Here is a 25,452-nt window from a genome sequence, read left to right as displayed (position 1 = left end):
ATGCGGCACGATCACGAAGATTCGACGGGGGCTGTTGCGGGCCCGCGCTTGAGGGATCCGCGCTTATTCGACTATAGATTGCACGCGGCATTTTCGGTGTCCTTGGGGGACGCCGGGCGACGCCGTGGGCAACAAGCATTGAACGATCGGATCTTCGCCATGCAGCTTCGCAGCTTCATTTTCCTGGGACTTTGCGCCGCAATCGGCCTGAGTTCCCCGGCCTTCGCCGCCATGCCGGCAAACATGGCCGCACAACATTCGGTGTCGCTTGAAAAAACCGACGCCATCCCCGTCGCAGCCAAAAGCGATGCGGCGCAGTTGAAGCTTCTCAAGAAGAAGAAAAGCCCAACGCCGGACGATCTCGCTCAGATCAAGAAGATCGAGGCCAAGATCACCGCCGACAAGGAAGATGCAAAGGCCAAGGCACTTGAAGCCAGGAAGATGGCGATGCGTGAGGCCGCGAAGGCCAGGGCTGACGCGGATCGTCAGGCCTTCCTGGCCCAGAAAGGCAAGAGCGCTCCGGCAACCGAAGTGGCCGAGGCCAAGCCAGCCAAGAAGACCACCAAGATCATCGAGCCCGTGACGCCGGTGGCGCCGATCCAATCGGCCGAGCCTATCCCCGCCGAGGCGATGAACGTCGCCTTGACCGGCAACAATGGCGAGTTGCGCAGCGAGGTCGTCGGCGGCCAGACGCAGCCCAGCGGTGGCATTTTCGCCGGCCTGTTCGGCGGCGCCTCGTCAGGATCGTCGATCAGCTATCTGCCGGAGACACGCGCGCTCGACTCCGCGCTTGCCCAGAGGAACGCCAAGAAGCCGTTCAAGGTGAAGCCGGAATTCGTGCCGCAGGACGTGGAATTCACTGGCTATGACGCCGGCACGATCGTCATCGACACCAGCGCTCGCCGCCTCTATCTCGTCGAATCGTCGACCACCGCGCGCCGCTACGCCATCGCCGTCGGCCGCGAAGGCCTGCAGTTCAAGGGCACCGTCGCGGTCGGCGACAAGCAGGAGTGGCCGCGCTGGATCCCGACGCTCGACATGCAGAAGCGCGAGCCCAAGCACTACGGCCAGTACAAGGACGGCATGGCCGGCGGCGGACAGAACCCGCTCGGCGCCCGCGCCATCTACCTCTATGACGGCAAGAAGGACACGCATCTGCGCATCCACGGCACCATCGCGCCGCAGTCGATCGGCACCAGTGCCTCCAATGGCTGCTTCCGGATGATGAACGAGCACGTCATGGATCTCTACAGCCGCGTCCGGGTCGGTACCAAAGTCGTCATCATCTGACGTTTTCATCATCATGCCGAAAGGGCCGGCTCAGCCGGCCCTTTTGTTTTGCCTTGTTCCTGCCCTAGACGCCTTCTTGGGAAAAAGCCTTCGCGGCGGTTTTTTCTCTGGCGGAATCAATCCGGCCGCGTTAAGCGATGACTCCCATGGCGCGATATGTATTCATCACAGGCGGCGTGGTTTCCTCACTCGGAAAAGGCATAGCCGCAGCGGCCCTTGGGGCTCTCCTGCAGGCGCGAGGCTATCGCGCACGCATCAAAAAACTCGATCCCTACCTCAATGTCGACCCCGGCACGATGTCGCCGTACCAGCATGGCGAGGTGTTCGTCACCGATGACGGCGCCGAGACCGATCTCGATCTTGGCCATTACGAGCGCTTCACCGGCCGCTCTGCCAACCAGCAGGACAACATCACCACCGGGCGTATCTACAAGAACATCATCGAGCGCGAGCGGCGGGGCGACTATCTCGGCGCCACCGTCCAGGTCATTCCGCACGTTACCGACGAGATCAAGAACTTCGTTCTCGACGGCAATGACGACTATGATTTCGTGCTGTGCGAGATCGGCGGCACGGTCGGCGACATCGAGGCGATGCCGTTCCTCGAGGCGATCCGCCAGCTCGGCAACGATCTGCCGCGCAACAATGCCGTCTATGTCCACCTGACGCTGATGCCGTATATCCCGACGGCGGGTGAGCTGAAGACCAAACCGACCCAGCATTCGGTCAAGGAACTGCGCGGCATTGGCATTGCGCCCGACATTCTTCTGGTGCGCGCCGATCGCGCCATCCCGAAGGAAGAACGCAGAAAGCTGTCGCTGTTTTGCAATGTCAGGGAAAGCGCCGTCATCCAGGCGCTCGACGTGCCGCATATCTATGACGTGCCCATGGCCTACCACAAGGAAGGCCTGGATTCGGAAGTGCTGGCCGCCTTCGGCATCGATCCGGCGCCCAAGCCGCGCATGGAGCCGTGGCAGGCTGTCTCCAACCGCATCCACAATCCGGAGGGCGAGGTCACAATCGCCATCGTCGGCAAGTATACCGGCCTCAAGGATGCCTACAAATCGCTGATAGAGGCGCTCTCGCATGGCGGGCTGGCCAATCACGTGAAGGTCAAGCTCGACTGGATCGAATCGGAGATCTTCGAAAAGGAGGATCCGACGCCATGGCTGGAGAAGGTGCATGGCATCCTGGTGCCCGGCGGCTTCGGCGAGCGGGGCTCGGAGGGCAAGATCCTGGCGGCGAAATTCGCACGCGAGCGCAAGGTGCCGTATTTCGGCATCTGCTTCGGCATGCAGATGGCCTGCATCGAGGCGGCGCGGTCGCTTGCCGGTGTCGACCATGCCTCGTCGACCGAATTCGGCCCGACAAAGGAACCGGTCGTCGGCCTGATGACCGAATGGCTGAAGGGCAACATGCTGGAGAAACGCCGGGCGACCGGTGATCTCGGCGGCACGATGCGGCTCGGCGCCTATCAGGCCGAGCTCGCCAAGGGCTCTAAGATCGCCGACATCTATGGCGACACCCAGATTTCCGAACGTCACCGGCATCGCTATGAGGTCAATATCGACTACAAGCAGCGCCTCGAGGAGTGCGGTCTGGTGTTTGCCGGCATGTCGCCCGACGGCGTGCTGCCGGAGACGGTCGAATACCCCGACCATCCCTGGTTCATCGGCGTGCAGTATCATCCCGAGCTGAAGAGCCGGCCGCTCGATCCGCATCCGCTGTTCGCCAGCTTCATCGAGGCGGCGGTGGAACAGAGCCGCCTGGTCTGACGGCTTCCATGCAAACCTATGTCGCGCTTCTCTACAGCATTATCCTGGGAGAGGGGCGGCGGGTTGTCATGTCGGACCTCAAGGCGATGGCGGAAGGCCTCGGACTGAAGAATGTCCGCACCTTGGTGGCGACCGGCAATCTGGTCTTCGAGAGCGGAAAGACTTCGATCGCCACGCTTGAGAAGCGGCTGGAATCCGCCTTCGAACAGGCCTTCGGCCGCCACGTCGACATCATTGTCCGTAGCGCCGGGGATTGGCTGAAACTCGCAGCCAGCAATCCGTTCCCGGCCGAATCGGCCGATGCCGGCGACCAAGTGGCGGTGCGCGTCATGCGCAAGGCTGTGGCCGAAGATGCGATATCTGAGCTTCGGACCCGTGCCGCCGAGGATGAAAAGGTGCACTTGGTTGGCGGCGACATCTGGGTCGCCTTTTCACGAGAGCGGCCAAGTTCGCGCCTGCTCGCGGCAGCCAACCATAAACGGCTGGGCGTCGGTACCTCGCGCAACTGGAACACGATACGCAAACTGGCCGAAATGGTCGCGACGTAAGGGGGCGGCTCAAGGCCGCCCCGCTATTTGGTCCGTCAGGCCTTCGCCGTTTTGGCGCCAGCACTAACGGCCGCGGTGCGCAGCACGTAGTAGATGACACCGGCGATCGCCACGCCGAAGAACCAGCCATAGACGCCCCACCAGGACGGCAGCCAGTTGGTGAAGTTCGGCAGGATCGAGGAGAAGATGGCGCCGATGCCGGCGGCGATGAAGGCGTTGACATGCCAGCCGCCCTGGAAGCGGAATTCACCGTCTTCGCGGTACAGCGCCTCGACATCGACCTCACCTTTGCGGATCAGATAATAATCCACCATCATCACGCCGAAGATTGGCCCCATCGTCGCGCCGATGACGTTGACGAAAGAGGCGGCGCTGCCATCCCACGGCGCGAACGGATAGAGCACGAGCGCGATGACAGCGGCGATATAGCCGCCCTTCTTGAAGTCGATCTGGCGCGGGAAGACGTTGGAGAAGTCGAAGGCCGGCGAGACGAAATTGGCCACGACGTTGATGCCGAGCGTTGCCACCGCGAAGGTAAGTGCGGCCAGCGCGGCCAGGAACCAGCTGTCGAATTTCGCCGAGATCTGGTCGGGGTGCAAAAGCACCTCGTGGTAGACGTCATAGGCGGCGATGGTGGTGACGCCGGCGACCAGCGAGAACAGGATCAGGTTGACCGGCAGGCCCCAGATATTGCCCTTGCGCAGCGCCGCCTGGTCCGGGGCATAGCGGGCGAAGTCGCAGAAGTTGAGATAGAGCGCCGAGAAATAAGTTACCCAAATCGCGGCCACAGCGAACAGCGACGTCCACGAACCCGGCGTTCCCGGCACGCCGGCGTCCTTGGTCTTTTCCAGAAGCACGTCCATCGGAATATCGCTGGTGAAGGCGAAGGTTCCGGATTTGACGCAGAGATAAATGGCCAGGAGCAGCATCATCACCCAGACGGCAGGCCCGGCCCAATCCTGGAAGCGGCGCACCGTTTCCATGCCTTTCTGGATGATCAGCAACTGCAGCGCCCAGATGACCACGAAGCAGATCACCTCCAAGCCGGAATGGCCGAGGAAATGCGTGTTGGCGTTGAAATCGGCGAACCATTGCGAACGGATGAGCAATGCGACGATGGCGCCGGAGGCGGCGGCCGTCTGCGCGCCGTACCAAAAGCAGGCGACGATGGCGCGCACCAGGGCCGGGATGTTGGCGCCCCAGATGCCGAAGGAGGCACGGGCAAGCACGGGGTAGGGCACACCGGTCTTCACACCGGCGTAGCCGACCATGTTCATCAGCGCGTAGATGATCAGCGAACCGATGCCGATGGCGATGATGAAGTTGACGAAGCCGCCGCAGAACAGAAACAGGCTGGCGGCGAGGTAGTAGCCCCACAGGCTATGGACGTCCGACGTCCAGACATTGAAGATCGAGAACGGTCCCCAGTTTCGAACCTTGGCCGGAGCGAGGTCTTCATTATACAGGTCAGGCGATGCGCCTTGTATCGTCATTGCAATATCCCCTTCTTGCAGCACGCGCCCTCACGCGTTGACCGCACAGGTTACGCCTGACGCAGGGGAACCGACAAGCAACCGATTTGCCGGCTTTGGGCTTAAAGATATTCAATGCGAACCGCGATTATCAATGAGCCGTGGTGGTGAGCCGCTTTTGAAAAGCGCCTGTCTGTTGATTCGAGTTTCGATCCACGGCTTCAATTCGAGGGAAGGCGCGTTCCCGACTTCCGTCGGCAAGCGCGGCTGCCTAGGCGATGGCCATCACCCGCTTGTGGTCCTCGACTTCGGAAAGCAGCCAATCCTGAAACAGGCCGGTACCCGGCTTGTTGCCGATGCTGCGGCGCTGATGCAGGTAGATGCCGGCCGGATAGGTATGGCGGGCGCTGAACGGGGCGACAAGCTTGCCTTGCTGCAGCAGATCCTGGGCCATCATCGTGTCGGCAAGCGCTATTCCGGCACCATTGATCGCCTCGCGCATGATCAGCGTGCAATCGTCCAGCGTCGTCGAGGATTTCGGCGTCGTGTCCAACACGCCTTCCTGCTCCAGCCAGCGCTTCCATCGCATGCTCTCGCATTCGTGGATCAGGTGGTGGTTGACCAGGTCGGCGGGCGAGCGCAGCGGCATCGGCCCATCGAGCAGCGAGGGCGCGCAGACCGGCGTCAGCACCAGCGGGATCAGCAGCGTCAGGGCCGGGCCGGCCTTGTAGACGAACTCGTCGACGATGGCCAAATCGAAATTGGCTCGCTTGCCCGATGTCGAGATCTCCAGATCCACCGCTGGATGCAACCGGCGAAAATTCGGCAACCGGTCCGCCAGCCAAAGGTTCAGGACAGCGGGCACGCACAGGACCCGGACACGCTGGGTCCTGCCGTGGCTCGGGCCGTCGATGAGGCTGACATCGTCGGTGGCGCGCCAGATGGCCTCGAACGCCTCGGAGAGGCTGCGCGCATAATACGAGCCTCGAATGGTCGGCGTGATCTGGCGAAAGCCGCGCTCGAACAGATCCTGGCCGAGATTGCGTTCGAGCGCGCGGATGTGGCGGCTGATGGCCGAGGGCGTCAAATGCAGCTCCTCGGCCGCATCCTTGATGCTTCCGAGACGTGCCGCGGCCTCGAAAGCGCGCATGCCATTAAGTGAGGGTAGAGCCATTGGCCGATCATGAATTGTCAGTTGAGTTTTTGTCAATCGACATGGACAAAATTGGCGTTTGATCGCTTGGGTCGTTCAGGGATACCCAAGAGGCAAGAGCAACTAAGTCGTCTCAAGAAAACGACTATTCGGGAACTTCGGCACCATTCCACCAACGGCGGCGACCGGTTTGACCGGCCTGCACCGGTGGCGGGCGAAGCATTGCGCCAATTGCAAGCGATGCCTCGGCCAAGGCCCCGCCAATGAGGAGAATGCCCGCTTATGCCTCAATCGCCAGTGCCGGTCTTTGAAACGGCGGACGAGATTTCCGCGGAAACCTCCGTCGTTGTGATCTTGCAGACTGCCCAGACGGGTTTTGGCCCACGGGCAACGGCACTGGACACGGAAACGGGCGGGATCCTCTCCCGAGCCTGTTCCGATGCGGCGGTCCTGGCTGAATCTGGCACCTGTATCGATGTCATCGCGCCCCAGGCGGTATCGGCCCGGCGCGTGATTGTCTTGGCCTTGGGCAAGGCCGAGGCCGTCACCGCACTGTCATTGTCGCGCGCCGGCGGTCTGCTGGCCGCGCATCTGGAAGGCAAAGGGGAATGCGCGGCTACCCTGGTCCTGGACCCCATCGCGGGCGTCGATCTGCCCGGCGCCGAAATCATGGCGCGCGTCGCACTCGGCATGCGGCTGCGGCGCTATCGTTTCGACATGCGCAACCGGCGCCAGGGAGCAGGGGCCGATCGGACCCTGCGGGTGCAACTGGTCGGAGCCGGCGGTGCCGAGCTGAATGCGGCGCTGGCGCGGATCAATGCCATCGCCGATGGCGTCGAATACGCGCGCACGCTTGTCAACCTGCCGCCGAACCATCTTCATCCCGACAATTTTCACGATCATCTGGAGCCGTTGCGCGAGGCTGGCATCGACGTCGAGATCCTCGATGCGGCGAGGCTCGGGGAACTCGGCATGAACGCCATCCTGGCCGTGGGGTCGGGCTCGGTGCGGCCGCCGCGCGTCGCGGTCCTGCGTTATCGCGGCAAGGGCGCCCCGGCACAGCCACTGGCCTTCGTCGGCAAGGGCGTCTGTTTCGATTCCGGCGGCCTCTGCATCAAGCGCGGCGAGCAGATGTTCGACATGAAAGCCGACATGGGCGGCGCGGCCGCGGTGGTCGGCCTGCTGATCGCACTCGCCCGGCAAGGCAGCCCCGTGCACGTGGTTGGCGTGCTCGGCATTGCCGAGAACATGCCGTCAGGCACCGCGCTCAAGCCGCGCGACATCATCACGACGGCGTCCGGACAGACCGTGGAAGTGTTCGACACGGATGCTGAAGGACGCCTGATCCTCGCCGACTGCCTCTACTACGCCGCCTCGCGCTTTAACCCGTCGGTGATCGTCGACCTCGCCACTCTGACCTATTCCGTCATGCGGGGTCTCGGGTCGGTGTTCGCCGGCCTCTTCAGCACTGACGACGCCGTCGCCTCGCGGATGATCGCGGCCGGCGAGAAGGTCGGCGAGCGGTTCTGGCAGCTACCGCTCGACCGGGCGTATGACGAGGGGCTGCAATCACCGTTCGCGGACCTGCGGCATCATGCCAAGGACATGGAAGACGGCGACGCCCCCTACGCCGCGGCGTTCCTGCGCCATTTCACCGAGGATCGGCCCTGGGTGCATCTCGACATCGCCGGCAAGGAACTGACCGGCAAGGATCAGCCGCTGGGCCGAGAAGGCGCCACGGCATTCGGCGTGCAGATGCTGGAAGAATGGGTTCGAGTGAGCCGGGTTGCAAACTAGGTGGCCAACGACATGCCTTCAAACATTCAGGAGATAGGAATGTCATCGGAGATCGTCACCAGCGAAGGACGGGCCGGCTTCGGCGACTACGAAACCTGGTATCGGATCAGCGGCGCGCTCGATGCCGGCAAGGCTCCGGTCGTTATCCTGCATGGCGGGCCAGGTGCCGCCCACAATTACGTCGATGCCTACAAGCTTCTTGCCCGAACAGGCCGTGCCGTCATCCATTACGACCAGTTGGGGTGCGGCAATTCCACCTTGCTGCCTGACAAGGGCGCCGATTTCTGGACGCCCAGGCTGTTCATCGACGAACTTGAAAACCTCGTCGATCATCTCGGCATCCGTGGCGGCTTCCATGTCCTTGGACAAAGCTGGGGCGGCATGCTGGGCGCCGAATATGGGGTGACGCGGCCGAAGGGCTTGAAGTCGCTGACCATCGCCAATTCACCGGCTTCCATGAAGCTGTGGGTGGAAGAGGCCAACCGGTTGCGCGCCGACCTGCCTGTGGACATACAGGAGACGTTGATCCGGCACGAGCAGGCCGGCACGACGGATCATCCGGACTACCAGGCCGCGACGATGGCGTTTTACGAGCGGCATGTCTGCCGGATCGTTCCGTTCCCGCCCGAGGTCACGGAGACCTTCGCCCAGGTCGTGCGCAATCCGACCGTGTACAACGTCATGAACGGTCCGAACGAATTTCATGTCATCGGAACGCTGAAGAGCTGGAGCATCATCGACCGCTTGCCCGCCATCGATGTTCCCACGCTGATCATTTCCGGCCGCTATGACGAGGCCACGCCCGCGACCGTGCAGCCTTTCGAGGACGGCATCAAGGGATCGCGCTGGCGGATTTTCGAGCATTCCAGCCATATGCCGCATGTCGAAGAGCAGGATCTTTGCATGCGGGTGGTGGGAGACTTCCTGGACGACAACGACAACTGAGAAAAGGGGAACTACAACATGAAGAAACTGCTTCTGGCGGCCTCGGCCGCGGCATTGCTGGCCGGTATGTGGCTGGCGCCGGCGCAGGCCGAATATCTCAAGGAACATCGCGGCGGCACCATTCGGCTGCTGGCCCGCTCGGCGGCGGGAACGCTCGATCCGCACATCAACTACACGGACCAGGGCTGGCAGATGTACCAGCCGATCTATGACGGGCTGGTCGCCTTCCGCAAGGCCGAAGGCATGGACGGCTTCACCATCGTCCCAGACCTGGCCGAGGCGCTGCCCGAGGTGACCAATGACGGCAAGACCTTCACCTTCAAACTGCGCAAGGGAATCAAGTTCTCCGACGGCAAGGATCTCGGCGTGAAAGACGTCGTTGCTTCCTTCCAGCGCATCTTCAAGGTCTCGGGACCGACCTCGGGCACGTTCTATGCCGGCATCGTCGGCGCCGACAAATGCCTTGCCGACACCAAGAGCTGCGCGCTGGAAGGCGGCGTCGTCGGCGACGAAGCGGCCGGCACTATCACGTTGAATCTCACCAAGCCGGACGCCGAGATTCTCTACAAGCTTGCCTTGCCGCATGCCGTCGTCCTGCCGGCCGATACGCCAGCGGAAGACATGGGTTCCAAGCCCATTCCCAGCACCGGCGCCTACATGATCTCCGCCTTCGATCCCAACAAGGGCATGACGGTGACCCGCAACCCGAACTTCAAACAATGGAGCGAGGAAGCGCAGCCGGACGGTTATCCCGACGTCGTCCAGTATGATTTCGGCCTTTCCGAGGAAGCCGCGGTGACGGCCATCCAGAACGGAGAAGCCGACTGGATGTTCGATGCGCTGCCCAGCGACCGCCTTGGCGAACTCGGTACAAAGGCCATGGACCAGCTCCACATCTCGCCGCTTTCGGCGTGGTGGTATGCGCCGCTCAACAATCGCCTGGCGCCGTTCGACAATGAAAAGGCGCGCCAGGCCGTCGCCTACGCAATCGACCGCAACACGCTGGTCAAGCTGTTCGGCGGCAAGGTGCTCGCCTCGCCGGTCTGCCAGGTCCTGCCTCCGGATTTCCCCGGCCACGAAGACTACTGCCCTTTCACCAAGAACCCCGGCGCCAAATGGGCGGCGCCTGACCTCGACAAGGCAAAGCAGTTGGTCGAAGAATCCGGCACCAAGGGCCAGAAGGTGACCATCATCGTCGAGGACACGGCCATTTCCCGGTCGATCGGCGTCTATCTGCAGAGCGTGCTGACCACCATCGGCTATGTCGCCGACGTCAAGCCGATCTCGTCCAACATCCAGTTCACCTACATCCAGAATACCAACAACAAAGTGCAGATGTCCGTCACCCAGTGGTACAAGGACTATCCTGCGGCCTCGGACTTCCTGAACATCCTGTTCAGCTGCGCCTCGTTCCGTGAGGGGTCGGACGCTTCGATCAACATCGCCGGTTTCTGCGACAAGGATATCGACGCCAAGATGCAGAAAGCATTGGATCTCGGCGTGACCGACCAAAAGGCCGCCGACAAGATGTGGGCTGAAATCGACAAGCAGGTCACGGACAAGGCGCCAGCCGTCGGCCTCTTTACCCCGAAGCGGCTTGACTTCGTCAGCAAGCGCGTGGGCAATTTCAAGTTCAACCGGCAGTTCAACTGGATGATCACCCAGTCCTGGGTGCAGTAAGGGCCTGGGTGCAGTAACGAACCGCGGAGGGGCACGTCCCGTGTCGAACCAAGTCGCTGCCATGCCGCGCAGGACGCGAGGGCCTTGGGCCGTCGCGTTCGCGAAGCTGGCAAGAAACAGGGCCGCCATGGCGTCCCTGGCCGTGTTCCTCCTCATTGTCCTTGCCTGTTTCAGTGCGCCCCTCTACGCGAACTGGGCAGGTACCGACCCCTTCGCCTCGACGCTCGACGCCGTCATCCAGATCGACGGCGCCGACGTTGCGGTGATGGAACAATCAACGGAGGGACTCGGGCTTGGCTACACGCCGATCGGCCCGACCTGGCGGCTCGGCAATTATTTCCTCGGCGCCGACAGCCAGGGGCGCGATGTCATGGCCCGGATGCTCTATGGCGGGCTGAGTTCGCTGCTGATCTCCGGAGCCGCCACCATCTTCACCTTGATCCTCGGCACGGCGGCGGGATTGGTCGCCGGTTATTTCGGTGGCATCACCGACACGGTGCTGTCGCGCTTCCTGGATGTGCTGTGGGCGTTTCCGATCTATCTCCTGGCGATATCGCTTTCCATCGTCACAATTTCGCAAGGCATTTCGATCGGACCGATCGAAATCGAGTCCGGCAGCCTGTGGCTGCCGGTCATCATCATCGGCATCGTCTACGTGCCTTATGTAGCGCGGCCGATACGCGGGCAGGTTCTGTCGCTGCGCCACAGCGAGTTCGTACTGGCCGCGATCAATCTGGGCGTACCGGGGTGGCGGATTTTGTGGCGCGACATCCTGCCCAACATCACCACCACGCTCATCGTGTTCATACCGCTGATGATGGCGCTGAACATGCTTACCGAATCGGCGCTCTCCTTCCTGTCGATCGGTGTCCAGCCGCCCGCGGCGAGCTGGGGAACCATCATCCAGGACGGGCAGGCGCTGCTTTACACACGGCCGCTGGTGGCGCTGGCGCCTGGCCTGGCGATCGCGATTTCCGTCATGACCCTCAATGTCTTCGGCGACGGGCTGCGTGACGCGCTCGACCCGCGCTCCAAGGTTCGGCTGGGGCGCGACTGATGATCTATGCCATCCTGCGCCGTTTCGGTCAGATGCTGTTCGTGATGTTCGGCATCTCGGTCATCGTCTTCCTGATTTTCTTCGCCACGCCGGGTGCCGACCCCGCCGCACGCATCGCCGGCCGCAATGCCTCGCCCGAAGTGCTGGAAGCGGTTCGTCACAGCTTCGGCTTCGACCGGCCACTCTACGTGCAATATGTGACGATGATGGAGAAGATCTTCGTCACGGGAGATCTGACCTCCTTCGTCAATCGCGGCTGGAAGGTGGTGCCGGCGGTCATGGATTCGATTCCCGTCACGCTGTCGCTGGTCTTCGGGGCGGCGATCCTGTGGGTGGTTGTCTCCATCATCATTGGCATCGTTGCCGCCGCCACACGCGACAGTTGGCTGGACAGGCTGCTGATGGCGTTGGGTTTGCTCGGTATTTCCATGCCGGTCTACTGGCTGGGCGAGGTGATGAACCTGATCACCCAGAGCCGCTATCATGATAGCTGGGCGTTCTCCTGGGTGCCGCCGCTCGGCTACAAGAATTTTTCCGACGATCCCAGGGGCTGGTTTCTGACACTGGTCATACCCTGGATCACGCTCGCCATCCTCTATATCGGCATCTATGGGCGGGTCCTGCGCGCGGCGATCATCGAATCGCTGCAGGAGGACTATATCCGCACGGCGCGCGCCAAGGGCCTGTCGGAAACCCGCATCCTGCTGCGCCATGCCTTGCGCACGTCGCTCATCGCCTTCGTCACCCTGTTCGGCCTCGACTTCGGCGCCCTGGTGGGCGGCTCGGCGCTGCTGACCGAGGTGGTGTTCGGGCTGCACGGCATCGGCAAGCTCACCTATGACGCGCTGCAGAACCTCGACCTGCCGATGATCATGGCGACGGTGATGTACGCGTCGATGTTCGTGGTGGTTGCCAACGCGGTGGTCGATTTCGTCTACATCCTTCTCGATCCGCGCCTGAGGACATCATGATACTGTCGGTGCGCGATCTCAAAGTATCGTTTCGGACCGATGATGGTCTGGTGCGGGCCATCGACGGCGTTTCCTTCGACCTCGCGGAAAGCGAGATCCTCGGGGTCGTCGGCGAGTCCGGCTCGGGCAAGACAGTGTCGCTGCTGGCGGTGATGGGGCTCATCACCGACCCCAACGCCGTCATCGAAGGCTCGATCCGCTACAAGGGCCGCGAATTGGTTGGGCTGCCCCCGCGCGAACTCAGGCGCCTGCGCGGCAACGAGATCGCGATGATCTTCCAGGACCCGATGACGGCGCTGACCCCGGTCTACACGATCGGCTGGCAGATCGCCGAACAGATCCGCGCGCATCGAAACATCAGCAAATCCAAGGCCATGGAGCGGGTTGAGGAACTGCTGGCGGAGGTGAATTTTCCCAACCCGCACGAAGCGATGTCGCGCTATCCGCACCAGCTCTCCGGCGGCATGCGCCAACGGGCGGTGATCGCGATGGCGCTGTCGTGCAACCCGGCGCTGCTGGTGGCGGATGAGCCGACCACCGCGCTCGACGTCACGGTGCAGGCCGGCATTCTCGATCTCGTGCGCAAGCTGCGCGCGACGCACAAATCGGCCGTGGTCTTCATCACGCACGACATGGGCGTGGTCTCCGAACTCGCCGATCGGGTCATGGTCATGTATGCGGGCCGCATCGTCGAACGCGGCAGCCGTACGGCGCTGTTTTCCGACCCGCGGCACCCCTATACCCGTGCATTGCTTGGTTCGATCCCGCCGTTGACCGGTGCGAAACCCCGCCGCCTGCCGGCCATTCCCGGGTCACCGCCATCGCTGCTGCGATTGCCGCAAGGCTGCGCCTTCGGTCCGCGTTGTCCGGTCCGGTACGAGCCCTGCCTGACCGGCAAGCCCGATCTTGGCGCCGCCACGCACGCGGCGGCCTGCTACCGGGTGGCACAAGCATGAGCGGGCCGATGACCGACAAAAACCGTCCGATCCTCGAAACACGTTCGCTCGGCAAACGCTTCTCGATCGGCACCCGTTTTTCCGCCGAAGGCAGACGAACCGTCCATGCGGTCGACAATGTCTCGCTGACGGTGCGGCGCGGCGAAACCGTCGGGTTGGTGGGCGAGTCCGGATGTGGCAAGTCCACGCTGGCGCGCTGCCTGGTCAGGCTCTACGAGATTTCGGATGGTGAGCTTCTGTTCGAAGGCGATGACATCACCTCGAAGTCGCTGTCTGAACTGCGGCCGTTGCGGCGGCGCCTGCAAATGGTGTTCCAAGACCCTTCGGCTTCGCTCAATCCCCGCAGGCGCGTCGGCGACCTCGTGGCCGAACCGCTGCGCATCCATGGCAAGCTTTCGTCGCGCGAGATCGCCAGCCGCGTCGCGGAACTGTTCGACCTCGTCGGGCTGCTGCCGGACCATGTCATGCGCTACCCCCACGAATTCTCGGGCGGGCAACGGCAACGTGTCGGCATAGCGCGCGCCATCGCCCTCAATCCCGATCTCGTGGTTCTGGACGAACCGGTCTCGGCGCTCGACGTGTCGGTACAGGCGCAGATCGTCAACCTGCTTGCCGACCTCCAGGAGAAGCTGGACCTGACCTATGTCTTCATCGCCCACGACCTTTCGGTCGTGCGGCAGGTCTCGACCCGCATCGCGGTCATGTATCTCGGCTCGATCGTCGAAGAAGGACCGGCGGAGGAGGTGTTTTCGACCCCGGCCCATCCCTACAGCCAGGCATTGATCTCGGCGGTTCCCGTCGTGGAGACGACACCCAGCGGCACGCGCAGGCGCATCATCCTCACGGGCGATGTGCCAAGCCCGCTCGATCCGCCATCCGGTTGCCGGTTCCATCCCCGCTGCCCGATAGCGGCGGAGCGGTGCCGCACGGAGCGGCCAGAGGTGAGGGAATTCAGGCCCGGCCGCAAGGTGGCGTGCCACTTTCCGACGGTGTAGGGCTCATTTCGACCGGCATCGACTGCAGCATCCGGCCGGAAAAATTTCTTCAAAATTCAGTTTTCCGCGTGGAACCAACCGCCGGACAGCACGTTTGATAGGGTTCGATCGAGCGCATCGCGATCGACCGGGAGGAAGCTATGGACTACCTGCATTTCTTTTCGCCCGTGCGGATATCGCGCGGGCAGGGGCATCCTGTGGAAGAGGTGGATAGTGTCGCCGAGGCGATGGTTTTCTTGCGTAAATGGCCGACGGGACGGCGTGGGCCGGTGTATCAGTGTGCGCTGAATTGCTGTTCGGCCGCCCTGTCTGGACAGATGTCGGCGGAGGAAGCCAGAAAGGCGTTCACCGGATTTGCCCGGATCACGCGGCTTCTTGACGACGACATGGCATTGCCGATGGGCGGCAACAGCATGGCGAGCATACACGCGCTGCGGCGGTAAGCGCCGCGCTGCCTTGCAGGGTTGGATCACGTCCGTTGCGGGCGCGATGGCGGTTGTGTCCGCGCATTCCGGGCAGGCCCTTTGCCGGTAGCCAAGGCCGGGCGGCAGTTTGAATGGGCCAATAAATACGCTACATGTCGCGGCAAGATCCGATCCAGGTGGATGGATCATCGGGATAGCCAATCCGAATAACATGTTGAATGCAAAAATCGCCATTGCGCCGATGATGGATTGGACGGACCGGCATTGCCGGTTCTTCCATCGTCGGCTGACGAGCCATGCGCTGCTCTACACCGAAATGGTGGTGGCCGACGCGGTCATCCACGGCGCGCGCGGGCGGCTGCTTGGCTTCGATGAGGCGGAGCATCCGGTCGCCCTGCAGCTTGGCGGTTCGGATCCGGGAAAACTTGCCGAGGCCGCACGCATCGGCGAATCCTTCGGTTACGATGAGATCAACCTCAACGTCGGCTGCCCGTCCGATCGCGTCCAGTCCGGCACGTTCGGAGCCTGCCTGATGAAGGTGCCCGACCTCGTCGCAACTTGCGTCGCCGCCATGAAGGCGGCGGTGGCGGTGCCGGTCACGGTCAAATGCCGCATCGGCGTCGACGAACAGGATCCGGAGCCGGCGCTCGATGCGCTGGCGAATGGCGTTTTCGATGCCGGCGCCGATGCCTTGTGGGTGCACGCACGCAAGGCGTGGCTGGAAGGGCTGAGCCCCAAGGAAAACCGCGACATCCCGCCGCTCGATTATGACAGGGTCTATCGATTGAAGGCGGGAAATCCGAACGAATTCATCGGTATCAATGGCGGTATTCAGTCGCTTGAAGAGGCGCGCGAGCATCTCGATCATGTCGATGGCGCCATGCTTGGCCGCGCCGCCTACCACACGCCAGGCATTTTGACAGGTGTTGATGCCGCCTTCTACGGAGTGCGGCCGGAAGCGTTCGATTTCGCGGCACTGATCGATGCCATGGCGGACTACGCGGCTCGCCATATCGAACAGGGCGGCAGGCTCGGCCATGTCACCCGCCATATGGTCGGGTTGTTTCACGGACTGCCCGGCGCGCGCCGCTACCGCCAGATCCTGTCCACCGACGCGACCCGGCCCGGCGCCGGGCCGGAGATACTGAAGAGCGCTTTCGTAGCCGTCGAATTCGGTAGGGCGGCAGCCGACGAAGCGGCCTGACCTCAGTCGCGCAGAATCATACGATCGCCGCGCACATCGAAGCCCGAGAGCGAGCCGATGAAGTTCATGCCGAGCAGACTTTGGCTGAGCATGCCGGGCGCGGCGACCATCACCGACATATCCTTGCGCACGATGCCGCCGATTGCCAGCTCGTTGGTCTTGACCGCCGCGGCGCGCGCCATGCCGTTGGCGGTCGAAACCGGTATGGTGTAGTTCAGCGCCGCCGGATTGAAGCCCGCGGCCTGAGCGTCCTCCGAAGTCAATACGGTGCTGGTCGCGCCGGTGTCGACGACGGCCCGCACCGGATTGCCATTGACCAGAATGCGCGCCTCGAAGTGACCGTTGTCGGCCTTGTCCAGGGTCACCGTCGCGTGGCCGTCCTCGACGCCGAGCGCCAGGGGACTGCCGGGAACTAGGCCCGCGGTCACCCGGCTGGCGACGTCCTGCAGCTCGTAGCGATATTGATAGCCGGCGATCAGAACGAGCACGATAGCCGCCCAGGTGCCGAGGTTGCGGGCCATCACGCCCAGCGGAGCCGACCGCAGCAAGCCGGCGCCGATGAGGGCGCCGAAGGCACCGAGCCAGATCAGCCGGCCGAAATCGTCATTGTCGACGCCGAGCGTGCTGCCGGCGGAATCGTTGAGCATGAGCAGCACCGCTCCCACACCGATCATCGCCATCACAATCCAGAACAGCCGGCTGCTCATCCGTCCTCGCTAGAATGCGTCGCGTTCGCGCGCCATGCGGGTGCGGCGCGTTTCGCGGCGCGGCCGGCGCTCGACGGTTTCCAGCCGGGCCGGCAGTTCGGCCATCACATTGCGGCGCGTCTCGGGCGTCATTCCCATCCAGGCGCCGATTTCCTCGCGCGTGCGGCCGCAACCGAAGCAGAAGCCGGTCTTCATATCGATCGAACAGACCAGGATGCAGGGAGACTCGATGACCGTCATGACTTTCTCTGGAGGACCCCGTTCGGAGTCCGCTCTTCCATCTCCACATGGTGCAACGGCAAAGCCAATGCAAGCCCTCGCGATAGCGCCGTCCATGGCCGCCTTTGCGGCAAACCGGGAAGGACGATCGAGGAGGTTGTGCCGATCACGCAACGCGGCTATGCCGCTCGCCAACATCCAGGAATGATTGTTCGCGACATGACCAGTGCACTGCCTTTCGACGATTTCCGCAACCTGCTCGACAATTTGCCGCCCGCGGACCTCAAAGCCGAGGCGCGCGTGCGCGCGCTGTTTGCCAAGGCCGACAAGCCGGTGAATTCGCTTGGCCGCGTCGAGGACATCGGCGCATGGCTTGCCGCATGGAGCGGTCGCGCTCCGCCTCTCGTGACGAGGCCCTTGATGGCTGTCTTTGCCGGCAATCATGGCGTTGTCAGGCATGGCATTTCGCCACGGCCGGTGGCGGCGACCGCCAACGCCGTCGAACTTTGCGCGGCCGGTGGTGCGGCGATCAACCAGATCTGCATCGCCAACGACCTCGGCCTGAAGGTGTTCGATCTTGCCCTGCACATCCCGACCGGCGATATCACCGAAGACGCCGCGCTCGATGAGCGCGGTTGCGCGGCCACCATGGCCTTCGGCATGGAAGCAATCGCCGGCGGCACCGATCTGCTTTGCCTCGGCGATCTTGGCGTCGGCAATTCCACCGTCGCCGCCGCCCTGTTGGCCGCGCTGTTCGGGGGCAGGGGTGCCGACTGGGTTGGCCCGGGGTCGGGCGCCGATGCGACGATGCAGGCCCGCAAGGCAGAGGTGGTCGATGCGGCGCTGGCCTTTCACGGCGCCCGTCTGGAAGATCCGCTCGAAGCGCTGCGCCGGGTCGGAGGCCGCGAGTTCGCGGCGATATCCGGCGCCATCCTGGCGGCACGGATGCAGCAGATACCGGTGCTGCTCGACGGCTTCGCGGCAACGGCATCCGCAGCGGTATTGTACGCGGCTAACCCCGTCGCGCTCGATCATTGTCTCCTTGCCAACCTGTCGCCGGAGCCCGCGCATGCAAGGGCCGCCGAACACATTGGGTTGCGTCCGCTGCTTGATCTCGGCATCAGCCATGGCGAAGGGGCGGGAGCGGCCCTTGCGGCCGGGCTGGTCAAGGCCGCGGCACTGACCAGTTCAGGCATGGCCGCGGCTGTTCGGGGCTGAAGTATATCGTCTCGGCGGATCAACGCCGGAGATTGGGGATACGATAGACGACCGAGGTATATTTCGAGTTGGAGCGAGTGGAGACTATCGAGCCGCCAAGGCTTTCCGCGATCCTTCTGCTTGCGACGTTCTCTTCCGCGACAGGATATTCGAAGCAATCCGGATTGAGCGCGTCGGACGCCCATGCCGCCACGGCGACGACAGCTTCCCGGCCGATGCCATTTCCATGTACATCCTCCCTGAGCCAAATTCCGATCTCGGGGCAGGTGGTCTTGGCCGCGTGAAGGCCGACAAGCCCCAGACAGCAACGGTCCGTCAAGGAACGCACAACGAAATGCAAATCCGATCCTTCAAGGATCGGCGTCAGCCAGGATCGCCATACCTCGGCAAAGGCCGTTGCTGATCGAGGTGGTTCCCACTGCATGAAACGGGTTACCGCGGGAGTGATGGCGGCAAAGACCTCCGCGGCATCGTCTGCCGTAAACAGTTTCAGGCGAAGCCGCTCCGACTTGATTTCGACGCCGCTGGCATCCCAATTCGTCATCTTTTGCCGTCCGCGTACTTCTTCCAGAAGGTGTCGACGCAGGTCCGCAGGGCGCTACCGGCGTCGTGCGGCCACCGCGGCTGTCGGCAGCGCCGGCAGTTCTTCCATCACCCGGCTCAGCGGGAAGATGGCGATGGCCTCGGTGCCTTCACGCAGCTTGGAGTGAAGTTCGAACTCGCCGCCATGCATGGCGAGCAGCCCCTGCACGATCGGCAGGCCAAGCCCGGTGCCTTGCTCGGCGCTCTTGATGGCGATCGAACCCTGGCCGAAGGCTGAAAGCACGACCGGGATCTCGTCTTCTGGGATGCCCGGGCCGTTATCCCGAATCGAAATGTATTGCCCGCCGCCCGCCGTCCAGCCGACCCGGACGCGGATTTCGCCGCCGGTGGCGGTGAACTTGATGGCATTGGACAGAAGGTTGAGCGTGATCTGGCGCACGGCGCGCTCGTCGGCGAACAGCCGCGGCAATGTCTGTTCGAAGTCCTGGACGACGCGGATATCCTTGTTGCGTGCCTTGAGTTCCATCATATGGCAGCAATCCTCGACGATGTTGAGCAGCATGACCGGCTCCTCGTTGAGCTGGTAGCGGCCAGCCTCGATACGCGACAGGTCGAGGATCTCGTTGATCAGGTCGAGCAGGTGCTGGCCGGAATCATGCACGTCATGGGCGTAGTCGCGATAGGTGGGATTGCTCATCGGCCCCAGCACCTCGTTCGCCATCACCTCGGAAAAACCCAGAATGGCGTTGAGCGGCGTGCGCAATTCATGGCTCATCGAGGCGAGGAAGCGCGACTTTGCCAGATTGGCGTCCTCGGCCCGCCGCCGCGCCTCGTCCGACATCGACTTCGCCGTCTCCACTTCGGCGATCAACGCATCCTTTTCGGAGCGAAACGACAGCAGCATCAAGGAGGACAGGTTGAGATGGCGGGCGATATAGGCGAAGAAAGGCAGCGACACGACGAGCAGCCCGGCCATGATCGCTTCGACCGGCATCCACAGCTTCACCCCGGCATAGGCATAGAGCGCCACCGGAACGGCAAAGGTCGCCAAAAGAGCTCCACCCAGAGACGAGGCCATCACCGCGGTCGATGCCATGGCGAGCAGCAGCACCACCGCCTTGGCCACCTGGAACTGATCCACCGCGCACGCGCCACAGCCCAGCAAAACGAACCAGGCCCAGCCGAGGCCGCAAAGAAAATGCGCGACCAGGAATTCTCGTCGCGTTTGCAATGGGTTGAGCGCGGAAGCTTCCGTCCGCTCGATCCGCCTCGCCATGAAGGCGACAATGGTATGGGCGGTGAGCGTGAACAGCGCCCAGAGCCCGATCTCGTTTCCGACGCCGGCGAACCGGCCCGCCGCGGCGATTGCCAGGACGAGCAGCGGGATAACCACCGCGCCGCTTGTCATGGCCCGTGCGTGAAGCTTCAGCAGTTCCCGATCGAAATCGGGATTGCCGGCCTGCTGCGAAAGACGGTCGCGCGTCTTGCGCACCGCGCGCGCGACATCGGTGTTGCGATGCCGTTTCCTGCGGTCCACAATGAACTTGTCCGCTGTGTTCGAGCGTTGCAAGGGCATCAAAAGCTTCAATTTATGCGCGCAGCGATTTCAAGGTGTTAAGCTACGTTCGAATGATTAACCAACCGTTTGCCATATGAGCCGTTCGTGGTCGCCGAGGTCGCGCAGGCGGTACGCGGCGCCGCGCCCGAGAAGCCCGTGGCGCAACCTGCTCGACTATGCGTTGGCCACCATCATTCTGGGACTGCTGATCCTGCTCGCGGCGCGTCTCGACCGGGTGGAGACGCGCAAGACGCAAGGTAGCGCCGTCATCAATGACGGCGATTCGATCACGCTCGGCACCGAGCGCATCCGGATGCGCGGCATCGACGCCCCGGAATACACGCAGACCTGCCGCAGGAACGGGGCCGATTATGCCTGTGGCACGCTGGCGCGCGAGTCCCTGGTGCGGCTGATCGCCGGCAGGCCGGTCATCTGCAGCGGCTGGCAGAGCGATCGCTATGGCCGGTTGCTTGGCGACTGCAAGGCCGGCGGCACCGACCTCAACCGCGCCCAGGTCGAAGCGGGCTGGGCCGTCGCCTATGGTGATTTCGAAAGTGAGGAAGCGATTGCCCGCGCGGCAAGGGCCGGTATCTGGGCGGGCACGTTCGATCGGCCACAGGACTGGCGCGACAGCCATCATGGCGCGGTCGTGGAGCGGAAACACGGCAGGCTGGCGTCGATTGGTGATGCCGTGCGGGAGATCTTCCGCTTCTGGTGAAATCTCGTATGGCGTGAGGAAAAGGAGGATGGACATGAAGCTCTTTGACGGCGGCCGGGCGCCCAACCCGCGGCGGGTTCGCATTTTCCTCGCCGAGAAGGGGATCACGGTTCCGCTGGTGCCGGTCGACATGGGCGCGCTGGAGCACAAGCAGCAATCGGTCAGCTCGCGCAATCCGTTGCGGCGTCTGCCGGTTCTGGAGCTTGACGACGGCACCATCCTCACCGAATCCGTCGCCATCTGCCGCTATTTCGAGGAACTTCATCCCGAGCCGGCATTGTTCGGACGCGGCGCGCTTGGCAAGGCGCAGGTCGAGATGTGGCAGAGGCGGATGGAGTTCAACCTGCTCAGCAGTGTCACGCAGGCTTTCCGCCACATCCATCCGGCCATGAAGGAATGGGAAATCCCGCAGATTCCCGAATGGGGCGAGGCCAACAAGCCGAAGGCGGTGGAGTTTCTCGAGTTGCTCGATGCGGAACTCAGCAGCCGTGAATTCGCCGCCGGCGACAGCTATTCGATTGCCGACATAACCGGCCTGATCGCGATCGATTTCATGAAGCCGGCACGCATCAAGGTGCCGGAGGAATGCACCAATGTGTTGCGTTGGCATCAGGCTGTCTCCAGCCGGCCGAGTGCCGCCGCTTGAGCATGGACCTGGATAGCTTCGCCGCGACGATCCGCGCGTGCCGCATCTGCGTCGACAATCCCGTCGGCAAGCCGCTGCCGCACGGGCCGCGACCGGTGCTGCGCCCCTCGTCCAACGCCCGCATCCTGATCGCCAGCCAGGCGCCTGGAACCAAGGTGCATCTGTCGGGCATGCCCTTCACGGATGCCTCGGGCGACCGCCTGCGCAACTGGCTCGGTGTGACCAGCGAGGAATTCTACGACCTCGAGAAATTCGCCATCGTGCCGATGGGCTTCTGCTTTCCCGGACAAGACGCCAAGGGCGGCGACCTGCCGCCGAGGCGCGAATGCGCCCCGGCCTGGCGCGCGCCCTTGATGGCGCTGATGCCGCGCATCGACCTGGTGCTGACGATCGGCATCTATGCGCAGACCTGGCACATGGGCGCGGCGCGGCGCGCCTCGCTGACGGAAACGGTGATGGACTGGCGCGCCATCTGGGAGAATTCCGTCGGCCCCAAAGTACTGCCGCTGCCGCATCCGTCCTGGCGCAACACGGGCTGGTTGAAGCAGAATCCGTGGTTTGAAATGGATTTGCTGCCTTTCCTGCGGTCGGAAATCCGCTATCGCCTCGGCTAGGCATTCAGCAAGAAATCACTCGCTTTAGACGCTGGCGGCAGAATTTCTTTCTTGTAGATGGGCCAAATAAAAGGGAATATAGCGAAACTATTCCACCAGGAGCCTCCGATGGATCGCCTTGACCGAAAAATTCTCCGCCTCTTGCAGGAGGACGCGACGCTCGCGGTCGCCGACGTTGCCAAGAAAGTCGGCCTGTCGACCACGCCGTGCTGGCGGCGCATCCAGAAGCTCGAGGAAGAGGGCGTTATCAAGCGGCGCGTCGCCATTCTCGACCACGAAAAAGTCAATGTGCGGGTCACGGTCTTCGTGTCGATCCGCACCAATTCGCACAGCCATGAATGGCTGCGCCGGTTTTCCGAGGTCATCCAGGAATTTCCGGAGGTGGTAGAATTCTACCGCATGAGCGGCGACGTCGACTACTTGCTGCGCGTCGTCGTGCCCGACATCGCGGCCTATGACGCCTTCTACAAGCGGCTGATCGCCAAGATCGAGATCCGCGACGTGTCGTCGTCCTTCGCCATGGAGCAGATCAAGTACACGACCGAAATCCCGCTCGATTATATGGTGCTGGACAAGGAGTCGGGCGCGAACGCGGCCTGAGGCCGACGCTTAGTTCTTCTTCTTGTTGAGGAAGCTCCAGGGCGAGTTCACCGGCAACACGACCGAATCCGGAACTGTGTCGACGCTCACGACATCGGCTTTGCGCACGCTATAGCCGGACTGGATAACGCTGACGCCGTCGAGAATGAACAGCTGGCTTTTCTCCATGTCCGGCTTCATGGCGCCGGTGACGGAGACCGCTTCGTAGGCCTCCGCCATCTTGTACGGACGGGCTGGCGTGACCAGCACGATCTGGTTGGGCGGCGGCGTCGGCATGTGACTGCACGCGCCGGTCCACGGCACCAGCAGGAACTGATAGACGAGGTCGCCGTCGCGATCGACCGGCAATGCATAGCCGGCTAATTGAATGGTTTTGTCCTGCAGGGCGATCGACAGCGTCTCACCATGATCTGGCAGTTTCGCCGCGATCATCGGCAGGCCGGCGTCTTCGGCGACCGCCTGCGTCGCCGGGCGCAAATCCTTCCAGAAGATGTGCGCGGTCTCGGCCGAAGCGCCGGCCGTGGAGAGGGCAAGCGCGGCGGCGAGCGCAATGATCGATTTGAGATGGTTCATGGCCACATCCTTTGCGGGCGAGTAAAGACGCGACGGCCGGTGGCGTCAATGCACGAGCCCGATCACATGTCGGCGATATCCGGCCGCGGCAAACCTCAACTCGTCAGGCTTTTCTGGCGGCGAGGCGTTCGTGCGTTTTGGCATGCGAAAGTTCTCTCACCGCATCCTTGCCGATCCAGCGTGCCGTCTTGTCCGTGGAGGTGGCAAGCCTGTGCGCCAGCGCAAGGGCAGGGGCGTGCAAAGCCAGCGACCGTCTGCCGATCTGCCGCAGCGCCCAATTGACCGCCTTCCTGACGAAATTGCGCTCATCGCTGCAATGGGCTTCGACCAATGGCAGGTAGGACTGGAAGGTCGCGTCGGGTTCCTTTTTCAAGTGCACCGCCGCCCATGCCAGCATGGCGAAGGCGGTGCGGCGGACGAATTCACGCTCGTCGGCGGCAAACTCCGCGACCAGTTGGCGCCAGAACGGCGTATCCACGAACAGATCGGAGACGGTGTCGACGATCTCCCAGGAATCGAAATCGCCGGCCCAGCGGCGGCACTCCTGGATGGTGATCCTCTTCGGCTCGCCGGTGAAAGCCGCCATCAGCCGCGCCTCGCGTATGCCGCTGTCCCACAGCGCCAGGGCTCGCTCGTGGTTGCGCTTCAGCTTGCGCGCCAACGGCCGCAAGTCCGCATTGCCGATACCGAGCGCGGTCGTGGTGTTGATGCCGAACCGCGCCATGCCGGCGCGGTTTTCCTCGGTTCCGATCGAACGCAGATGCGCGATTACGTCCTTCGCGGTCCAGCCTGGAGCAGGCAGGGACATTGTCGCCTACTTCTCCAGTCGCGCCAGCAGGGAGGATGTGTCCCAACGCTTGCCGCCCATGGCCTGCACGTCCTTGTAGAACTGGTCGACAAGGGCGGTCACCGGCAGCCTGGCGCCATTGCGGTCGGCCTCTTCAAGGCAAATGCCGAGATCCTTGCGCATCCAGTCGACGGCGAAACCGAAATCATACTTGCCGGCGTTCATCGTCTTGTGCCGGTTCTCCATCTGCCAGGAGCCGGCGGCGCCCTTGGAAATCACCTCGATCACCTTCTCGATGTCGAGCCCGGCCTTCTTGCCGAAATGGATGCCTTCCGACAGTCCCTGCACCAGCCCGGCGATGCAGATCTGGTTGATCATCTTGGTCAACTGGCCGGCGCCCGCCGGCCCCATCAGCCCGACCATGCGGGCAAAGGCGTCGATGACCGGCCTGGCCTTGTCGAAGGCTGCCTGATCGCCGCCGACCATGACCGTCAACACGCCATTTTCGGCGCCGGCCTGGCCACCGGAGACCGGCGCATCGAGAAAGGAAAAGCCGCCCGCTTGTGCGGCTTGTGCCAGCTCGCGCGCGACTTCCGCCGAGGCGGTCGTGTTGTCGATGAAGACCGAGCCTTTCTTCATCGCCTTGAAGGCGCCTTCCGGTCCCGTGGTCACCGAGCGCAAATCGTCGTCATTGCCGACGCAGGAAAAGACGAAATCCTTGCCCTCGGCTGCCTGCGCCGGTGTCGCGGCATGGCTGCCGCCATGTTGGGCGACCCATTGCTCGGCCTTTGCGGCTGTGCGGTTGTAGACGGTGACGTCGTGGCCGCCCTTGTTCTTCAGGTGTCCAGCCATGGGATAGCCCATGACGCCAAGACCGAGAAATGCCACCGATGCCATGCCTTGTCCTTCCGGCGAAACAGAGTTTTCAGTTGCGGAAGCTCTAGGCCATGCGGCGATTCGTCAAGGCGCGTGCCGCCGCATCGACTGGCACAGGCCGGTCA

General features: G+C 63.1%; 26 protein-coding genes. 17 read left to right on the top strand and 9 right to left on the bottom strand.

What is annotated here, in order from left to right; all coding sequences use genetic code 11:
• Positions 1-159 precede the first annotated feature (159 nt).
• The 3 genes from LB564_RS02545 (at position 160) to LB564_RS02535 (ending at position 3,613) form a co-directional block, all read left to right on the top strand.
• On the top strand, positions 160-1,290 hold the full coding sequence (locus tag LB564_RS02545) for a L,D-transpeptidase (RefSeq protein WP_224535397.1): 1,131 nt from the start codon (positions 160-162) through the stop codon (positions 1,288-1,290).
• A gap of 137 nt (positions 1,291-1,427) precedes the next feature.
• Complete coding sequence (locus tag LB564_RS02540) at positions 1,428-3,065, top strand: CTP synthase (RefSeq protein WP_318012754.1); 1,638 nt, start codon at positions 1,428-1,430, stop codon at positions 3,063-3,065.
• Positions 3,066-3,073: 8 nt separating this feature from the next.
• Positions 3,074-3,613 carry a DUF1697 domain-containing protein gene (locus tag LB564_RS02535; protein ID WP_224534700.1) on the top strand — a complete coding sequence of 180 codons (540 nt, stop codon included), beginning with the start codon at positions 3,074-3,076 and terminating at the stop codon, positions 3,611-3,613.
• Positions 3,614-3,648: 35 nt separating this feature from the next.
• Here LB564_RS02535 and LB564_RS02530 read toward each other — a convergent pair whose 3' ends face one another.
• The gene (locus LB564_RS02530; protein ID WP_140701316.1) at positions 3,649-5,106 is read right to left on the bottom strand and encodes an NCS1 family nucleobase:cation symporter-1; all 1,458 of its coding nucleotides are present in this window, start codon (positions 5,104-5,106) and stop codon (positions 3,649-3,651) included.
• 250 nt (positions 5,107-5,356) lie between these two features.
• Positions 5,357-6,259 carry a LysR substrate-binding domain-containing protein gene (locus tag LB564_RS02525; protein ID WP_140701314.1) on the bottom strand — a complete coding sequence of 301 codons (903 nt, stop codon included), beginning with the start codon at positions 6,257-6,259 and terminating at the stop codon, positions 5,357-5,359.
• A gap of 261 nt (positions 6,260-6,520) precedes the next feature.
• Between LB564_RS02525 and LB564_RS02520 the strand changes: the two genes are divergently transcribed.
• The 9 genes from LB564_RS02520 (at position 6,521) to dusA (ending at position 16,268) form a co-directional block, all read left to right on the top strand.
• Complete coding sequence (locus LB564_RS02520; RefSeq protein ID WP_224534698.1) at positions 6,521-8,035, top strand: leucyl aminopeptidase; 1,515 nt, start codon at positions 6,521-6,523, stop codon at positions 8,033-8,035.
• A 39-nt stretch (positions 8,036-8,074) separates the two neighbouring features.
• Positions 8,075-8,980, top strand: coding sequence for a proline iminopeptidase-family hydrolase (locus LB564_RS02515; protein ID WP_224534697.1), 906 nt, complete (start codon positions 8,075-8,077; stop codon positions 8,978-8,980).
• 18 nt (positions 8,981-8,998) lie between these two features.
• Positions 8,999-10,660 carry an ABC transporter substrate-binding protein gene (locus LB564_RS02510; protein WP_224534695.1) on the top strand — a complete coding sequence of 554 codons (1,662 nt, stop codon included), beginning with the start codon at positions 8,999-9,001 and terminating at the stop codon, positions 10,658-10,660.
• A gap of 40 nt (positions 10,661-10,700) precedes the next feature.
• Positions 10,701-11,717: an ABC transporter permease gene (locus tag LB564_RS02505; RefSeq protein ID WP_318012753.1), complete on the top strand. Its 1,017-nt coding sequence runs from the start codon at positions 10,701-10,703 to the stop codon at positions 11,715-11,717.
• Positions 11,717-12,688 (top strand): ABC transporter permease, encoded by a 972-nt coding sequence (locus tag LB564_RS02500; RefSeq protein WP_224534693.1) that lies wholly within the window; start codon positions 11,717-11,719, stop codon positions 12,686-12,688. The genes LB564_RS02505 and LB564_RS02500 overlap by 1 nt, the downstream gene beginning before the upstream one ends.
• Positions 12,685-13,644 (top strand): ABC transporter ATP-binding protein, encoded by a 960-nt coding sequence (locus LB564_RS02495; protein ID WP_140701304.1) that lies wholly within the window; start codon positions 12,685-12,687, stop codon positions 13,642-13,644. Before LB564_RS02500 ends, LB564_RS02495 begins: the two co-directional genes overlap by 4 nt.
• Positions 13,645-13,652: 8 nt before the next feature.
• Complete coding sequence (locus LB564_RS02490) at positions 13,653-14,639, top strand: ABC transporter ATP-binding protein (RefSeq protein ID WP_224534692.1); 987 nt, start codon at positions 13,653-13,655, stop codon at positions 14,637-14,639.
• A gap of 140 nt (positions 14,640-14,779) precedes the next feature.
• Positions 14,780-15,082 carry a DUF982 domain-containing protein gene (locus LB564_RS02485; protein ID WP_140701300.1) on the top strand — a complete coding sequence of 101 codons (303 nt, stop codon included), beginning with the start codon at positions 14,780-14,782 and terminating at the stop codon, positions 15,080-15,082.
• 193 nt (positions 15,083-15,275) lie between these two features.
• Positions 15,276-16,268 carry a tRNA dihydrouridine(20/20a) synthase DusA gene (dusA, locus tag LB564_RS02480; protein WP_140701298.1) on the top strand — a complete coding sequence of 331 codons (993 nt, stop codon included), beginning with the start codon at positions 15,276-15,278 and terminating at the stop codon, positions 16,266-16,268.
• A gap of 2 nt (positions 16,269-16,270) precedes the next feature.
• Here the strand turns inward: dusA and LB564_RS02475 are convergent, their stop codons facing one another.
• Both LB564_RS02475 and LB564_RS02470 read right to left on the bottom strand, forming a co-directional pair.
• Positions 16,271-16,975, bottom strand: a complete 705-nt coding sequence (locus tag LB564_RS02475; RefSeq protein ID WP_224534690.1) for a TIGR02281 family clan AA aspartic protease — start codon at positions 16,973-16,975, stop codon at positions 16,271-16,273.
• Between the two features lie 9 nt (positions 16,976-16,984).
• The gene (locus tag LB564_RS02470) at positions 16,985-17,215 is read right to left on the bottom strand and encodes a DUF1289 domain-containing protein (protein WP_140701294.1); all 231 of its coding nucleotides are present in this window, start codon (positions 17,213-17,215) and stop codon (positions 16,985-16,987) included.
• Positions 17,216-17,413: 198 nt separating this feature from the next.
• On the opposite strand from LB564_RS02470, the gene LB564_RS02465 reads away from it, so the two are divergent.
• Positions 17,414-18,412, top strand: a complete 999-nt coding sequence (locus LB564_RS02465; RefSeq protein WP_224534689.1) for a nicotinate-nucleotide--dimethylbenzimidazole phosphoribosyltransferase — start codon at positions 17,414-17,416, stop codon at positions 18,410-18,412.
• Between the two features lie 19 nt (positions 18,413-18,431).
• On the opposite strand, the gene LB564_RS02460 is transcribed toward LB564_RS02465, so the two are convergent.
• Positions 18,432-18,956, bottom strand: a complete 525-nt coding sequence (locus LB564_RS02460; RefSeq protein WP_224534687.1) for a GNAT family N-acetyltransferase — start codon at positions 18,954-18,956, stop codon at positions 18,432-18,434.
• 54 nt (positions 18,957-19,010) lie between these two features.
• Complete coding sequence (locus LB564_RS02455) at positions 19,011-20,531, bottom strand: sensor histidine kinase (RefSeq protein WP_140701290.1); 1,521 nt, start codon at positions 20,529-20,531, stop codon at positions 19,011-19,013.
• 76 nt (positions 20,532-20,607) lie between these two features.
• Between LB564_RS02455 and LB564_RS02450 the strand changes: the two genes are divergently transcribed.
• From LB564_RS02450 to LB564_RS02435, 4 genes are all read left to right on the top strand, one after another.
• Entirely contained in the window at positions 20,608-21,231 is a 624-nt protein-coding gene (locus tag LB564_RS02450) for a thermonuclease family protein (RefSeq protein WP_224534684.1), read from the top strand.
• A 34-nt stretch (positions 21,232-21,265) separates the two neighbouring features.
• Entirely contained in the window at positions 21,266-21,877 is a 612-nt protein-coding gene (locus LB564_RS02445) for a glutathione S-transferase (RefSeq protein ID WP_140701286.1), read from the top strand.
• Positions 21,817-22,491, top strand: a complete 675-nt coding sequence (locus LB564_RS02440; protein WP_140701284.1) for a uracil-DNA glycosylase family protein — start codon at positions 21,817-21,819, stop codon at positions 22,489-22,491. The genes LB564_RS02445 and LB564_RS02440 overlap by 61 nt, the downstream gene beginning before the upstream one ends.
• Before the next feature lie 108 nt (positions 22,492-22,599).
• On the top strand, positions 22,600-23,091 hold the full coding sequence (locus LB564_RS02435) for an Lrp/AsnC family transcriptional regulator (protein ID WP_006205209.1): 492 nt from the start codon (positions 22,600-22,602) through the stop codon (positions 23,089-23,091).
• A gap of 9 nt (positions 23,092-23,100) precedes the next feature.
• Here LB564_RS02435 and LB564_RS02430 read toward each other — a convergent pair whose 3' ends face one another.
• The 3 genes from LB564_RS02430 to LB564_RS02420 form a co-directional block, all read right to left on the bottom strand.
• Complete coding sequence (locus LB564_RS02430) at positions 23,101-23,664, bottom strand: DUF3299 domain-containing protein (RefSeq protein ID WP_224534683.1); 564 nt, start codon at positions 23,662-23,664, stop codon at positions 23,101-23,103.
• Positions 23,665-23,767: 103 nt separating this feature from the next.
• The gene (locus tag LB564_RS02425) at positions 23,768-24,472 is read right to left on the bottom strand and encodes a DNA alkylation repair protein (protein WP_224534681.1); all 705 of its coding nucleotides are present in this window, start codon (positions 24,470-24,472) and stop codon (positions 23,768-23,770) included.
• A 6-nt stretch (positions 24,473-24,478) separates the two neighbouring features.
• On the bottom strand, positions 24,479-25,348 hold the full coding sequence (locus tag LB564_RS02420; protein WP_224534679.1) for an NAD(P)-dependent oxidoreductase: 870 nt from the start codon (positions 25,346-25,348) through the stop codon (positions 24,479-24,481).
• Positions 25,349-25,452 lie beyond the last annotated feature (104 nt).

Origin of the sequence: Mesorhizobium sp. ES1-6 (assembly GCF_020164775.1) — a bacterium.
GTDB lineage: Bacteria > Pseudomonadota > Alphaproteobacteria > Rhizobiales > Rhizobiaceae > Mesorhizobium.
The sequence above is the reverse complement of the archived record's forward strand: the minus strand, read 5'-3'. Positions and strand labels throughout refer to the sequence as shown.

Excerpts from the sequence above, each read along its gene's own strand:
- LB564_RS02545 (WP_224535397.1), top strand. The coding sequence starts at position 160 with ATGCAGCTTCGCAGCTTCATTTTCCTGGGACTTTGCGCCGCAATCGGC.
- LB564_RS02540 (WP_318012754.1), top strand. The coding sequence starts at position 1,428 with ATGACTCCCATGGCGCGATATGTATTCATCACAGGCGGCGTGGTTTCC.
- LB564_RS02535 (WP_224534700.1), top strand. The coding sequence starts at position 3,074 with ATGCAAACCTATGTCGCGCTTCTCTACAGCATTATCCTGGGAGAGGGG.
- LB564_RS02530 (WP_140701316.1), bottom strand. The coding sequence starts at position 5,106 with ATGACGATACAAGGCGCATCGCCTGACCTGTATAATGAAGACCTCGCT.
- LB564_RS02525 (WP_140701314.1), bottom strand. The coding sequence starts at position 6,259 with ATGGCTCTACCCTCACTTAATGGCATGCGCGCTTTCGAGGCCGCGGCA.
- LB564_RS02520 (WP_224534698.1), top strand. The coding sequence starts at position 6,521 with ATGCCTCAATCGCCAGTGCCGGTCTTTGAAACGGCGGACGAGATTTCC.
- LB564_RS02515 (WP_224534697.1), top strand. The coding sequence starts at position 8,075 with ATGTCATCGGAGATCGTCACCAGCGAAGGACGGGCCGGCTTCGGCGAC.
- LB564_RS02510 (WP_224534695.1), top strand. The coding sequence starts at position 8,999 with ATGAAGAAACTGCTTCTGGCGGCCTCGGCCGCGGCATTGCTGGCCGGT.
- LB564_RS02500 (WP_224534693.1), top strand. The coding sequence starts at position 11,717 with ATGATCTATGCCATCCTGCGCCGTTTCGGTCAGATGCTGTTCGTGATG.
- LB564_RS02495 (WP_140701304.1), top strand. The coding sequence starts at position 12,685 with ATGATACTGTCGGTGCGCGATCTCAAAGTATCGTTTCGGACCGATGAT.
- LB564_RS02490 (WP_224534692.1), top strand. The coding sequence starts at position 13,653 with ATGACCGACAAAAACCGTCCGATCCTCGAAACACGTTCGCTCGGCAAA.
- LB564_RS02485 (WP_140701300.1), top strand. The coding sequence starts at position 14,780 with ATGGACTACCTGCATTTCTTTTCGCCCGTGCGGATATCGCGCGGGCAG.
- dusA (WP_140701298.1), top strand. The coding sequence starts at position 15,276 with ATGTTGAATGCAAAAATCGCCATTGCGCCGATGATGGATTGGACGGAC.
- LB564_RS02475 (WP_224534690.1), bottom strand. The coding sequence starts at position 16,975 with ATGAGCAGCCGGCTGTTCTGGATTGTGATGGCGATGATCGGTGTGGGA.
- LB564_RS02470 (WP_140701294.1), bottom strand. The coding sequence starts at position 17,215 with ATGACGGTCATCGAGTCTCCCTGCATCCTGGTCTGTTCGATCGATATG.
- LB564_RS02465 (WP_224534689.1), top strand. The coding sequence starts at position 17,414 with ATGACCAGTGCACTGCCTTTCGACGATTTCCGCAACCTGCTCGACAAT.
- LB564_RS02460 (WP_224534687.1), bottom strand. The coding sequence starts at position 18,956 with ATGACGAATTGGGATGCCAGCGGCGTCGAAATCAAGTCGGAGCGGCTT.
- LB564_RS02455 (WP_140701290.1), bottom strand. The coding sequence starts at position 20,531 with ATGCCCTTGCAACGCTCGAACACAGCGGACAAGTTCATTGTGGACCGC.
- LB564_RS02450 (WP_224534684.1), top strand. The coding sequence starts at position 20,608 with ATGAGCCGTTCGTGGTCGCCGAGGTCGCGCAGGCGGTACGCGGCGCCG.
- LB564_RS02445 (WP_140701286.1), top strand. The coding sequence starts at position 21,266 with ATGAAGCTCTTTGACGGCGGCCGGGCGCCCAACCCGCGGCGGGTTCGC.
- LB564_RS02440 (WP_140701284.1), top strand. The coding sequence starts at position 21,817 with ATGCACCAATGTGTTGCGTTGGCATCAGGCTGTCTCCAGCCGGCCGAG.
- LB564_RS02435 (WP_006205209.1), top strand. The coding sequence starts at position 22,600 with ATGGATCGCCTTGACCGAAAAATTCTCCGCCTCTTGCAGGAGGACGCG.
- LB564_RS02430 (WP_224534683.1), bottom strand. The coding sequence starts at position 23,664 with ATGAACCATCTCAAATCGATCATTGCGCTCGCCGCCGCGCTTGCCCTC.
- LB564_RS02425 (WP_224534681.1), bottom strand. The coding sequence starts at position 24,472 with ATGTCCCTGCCTGCTCCAGGCTGGACCGCGAAGGACGTAATCGCGCAT.
- LB564_RS02420 (WP_224534679.1), bottom strand. The coding sequence starts at position 25,348 with ATGGCATCGGTGGCATTTCTCGGTCTTGGCGTCATGGGCTATCCCATG.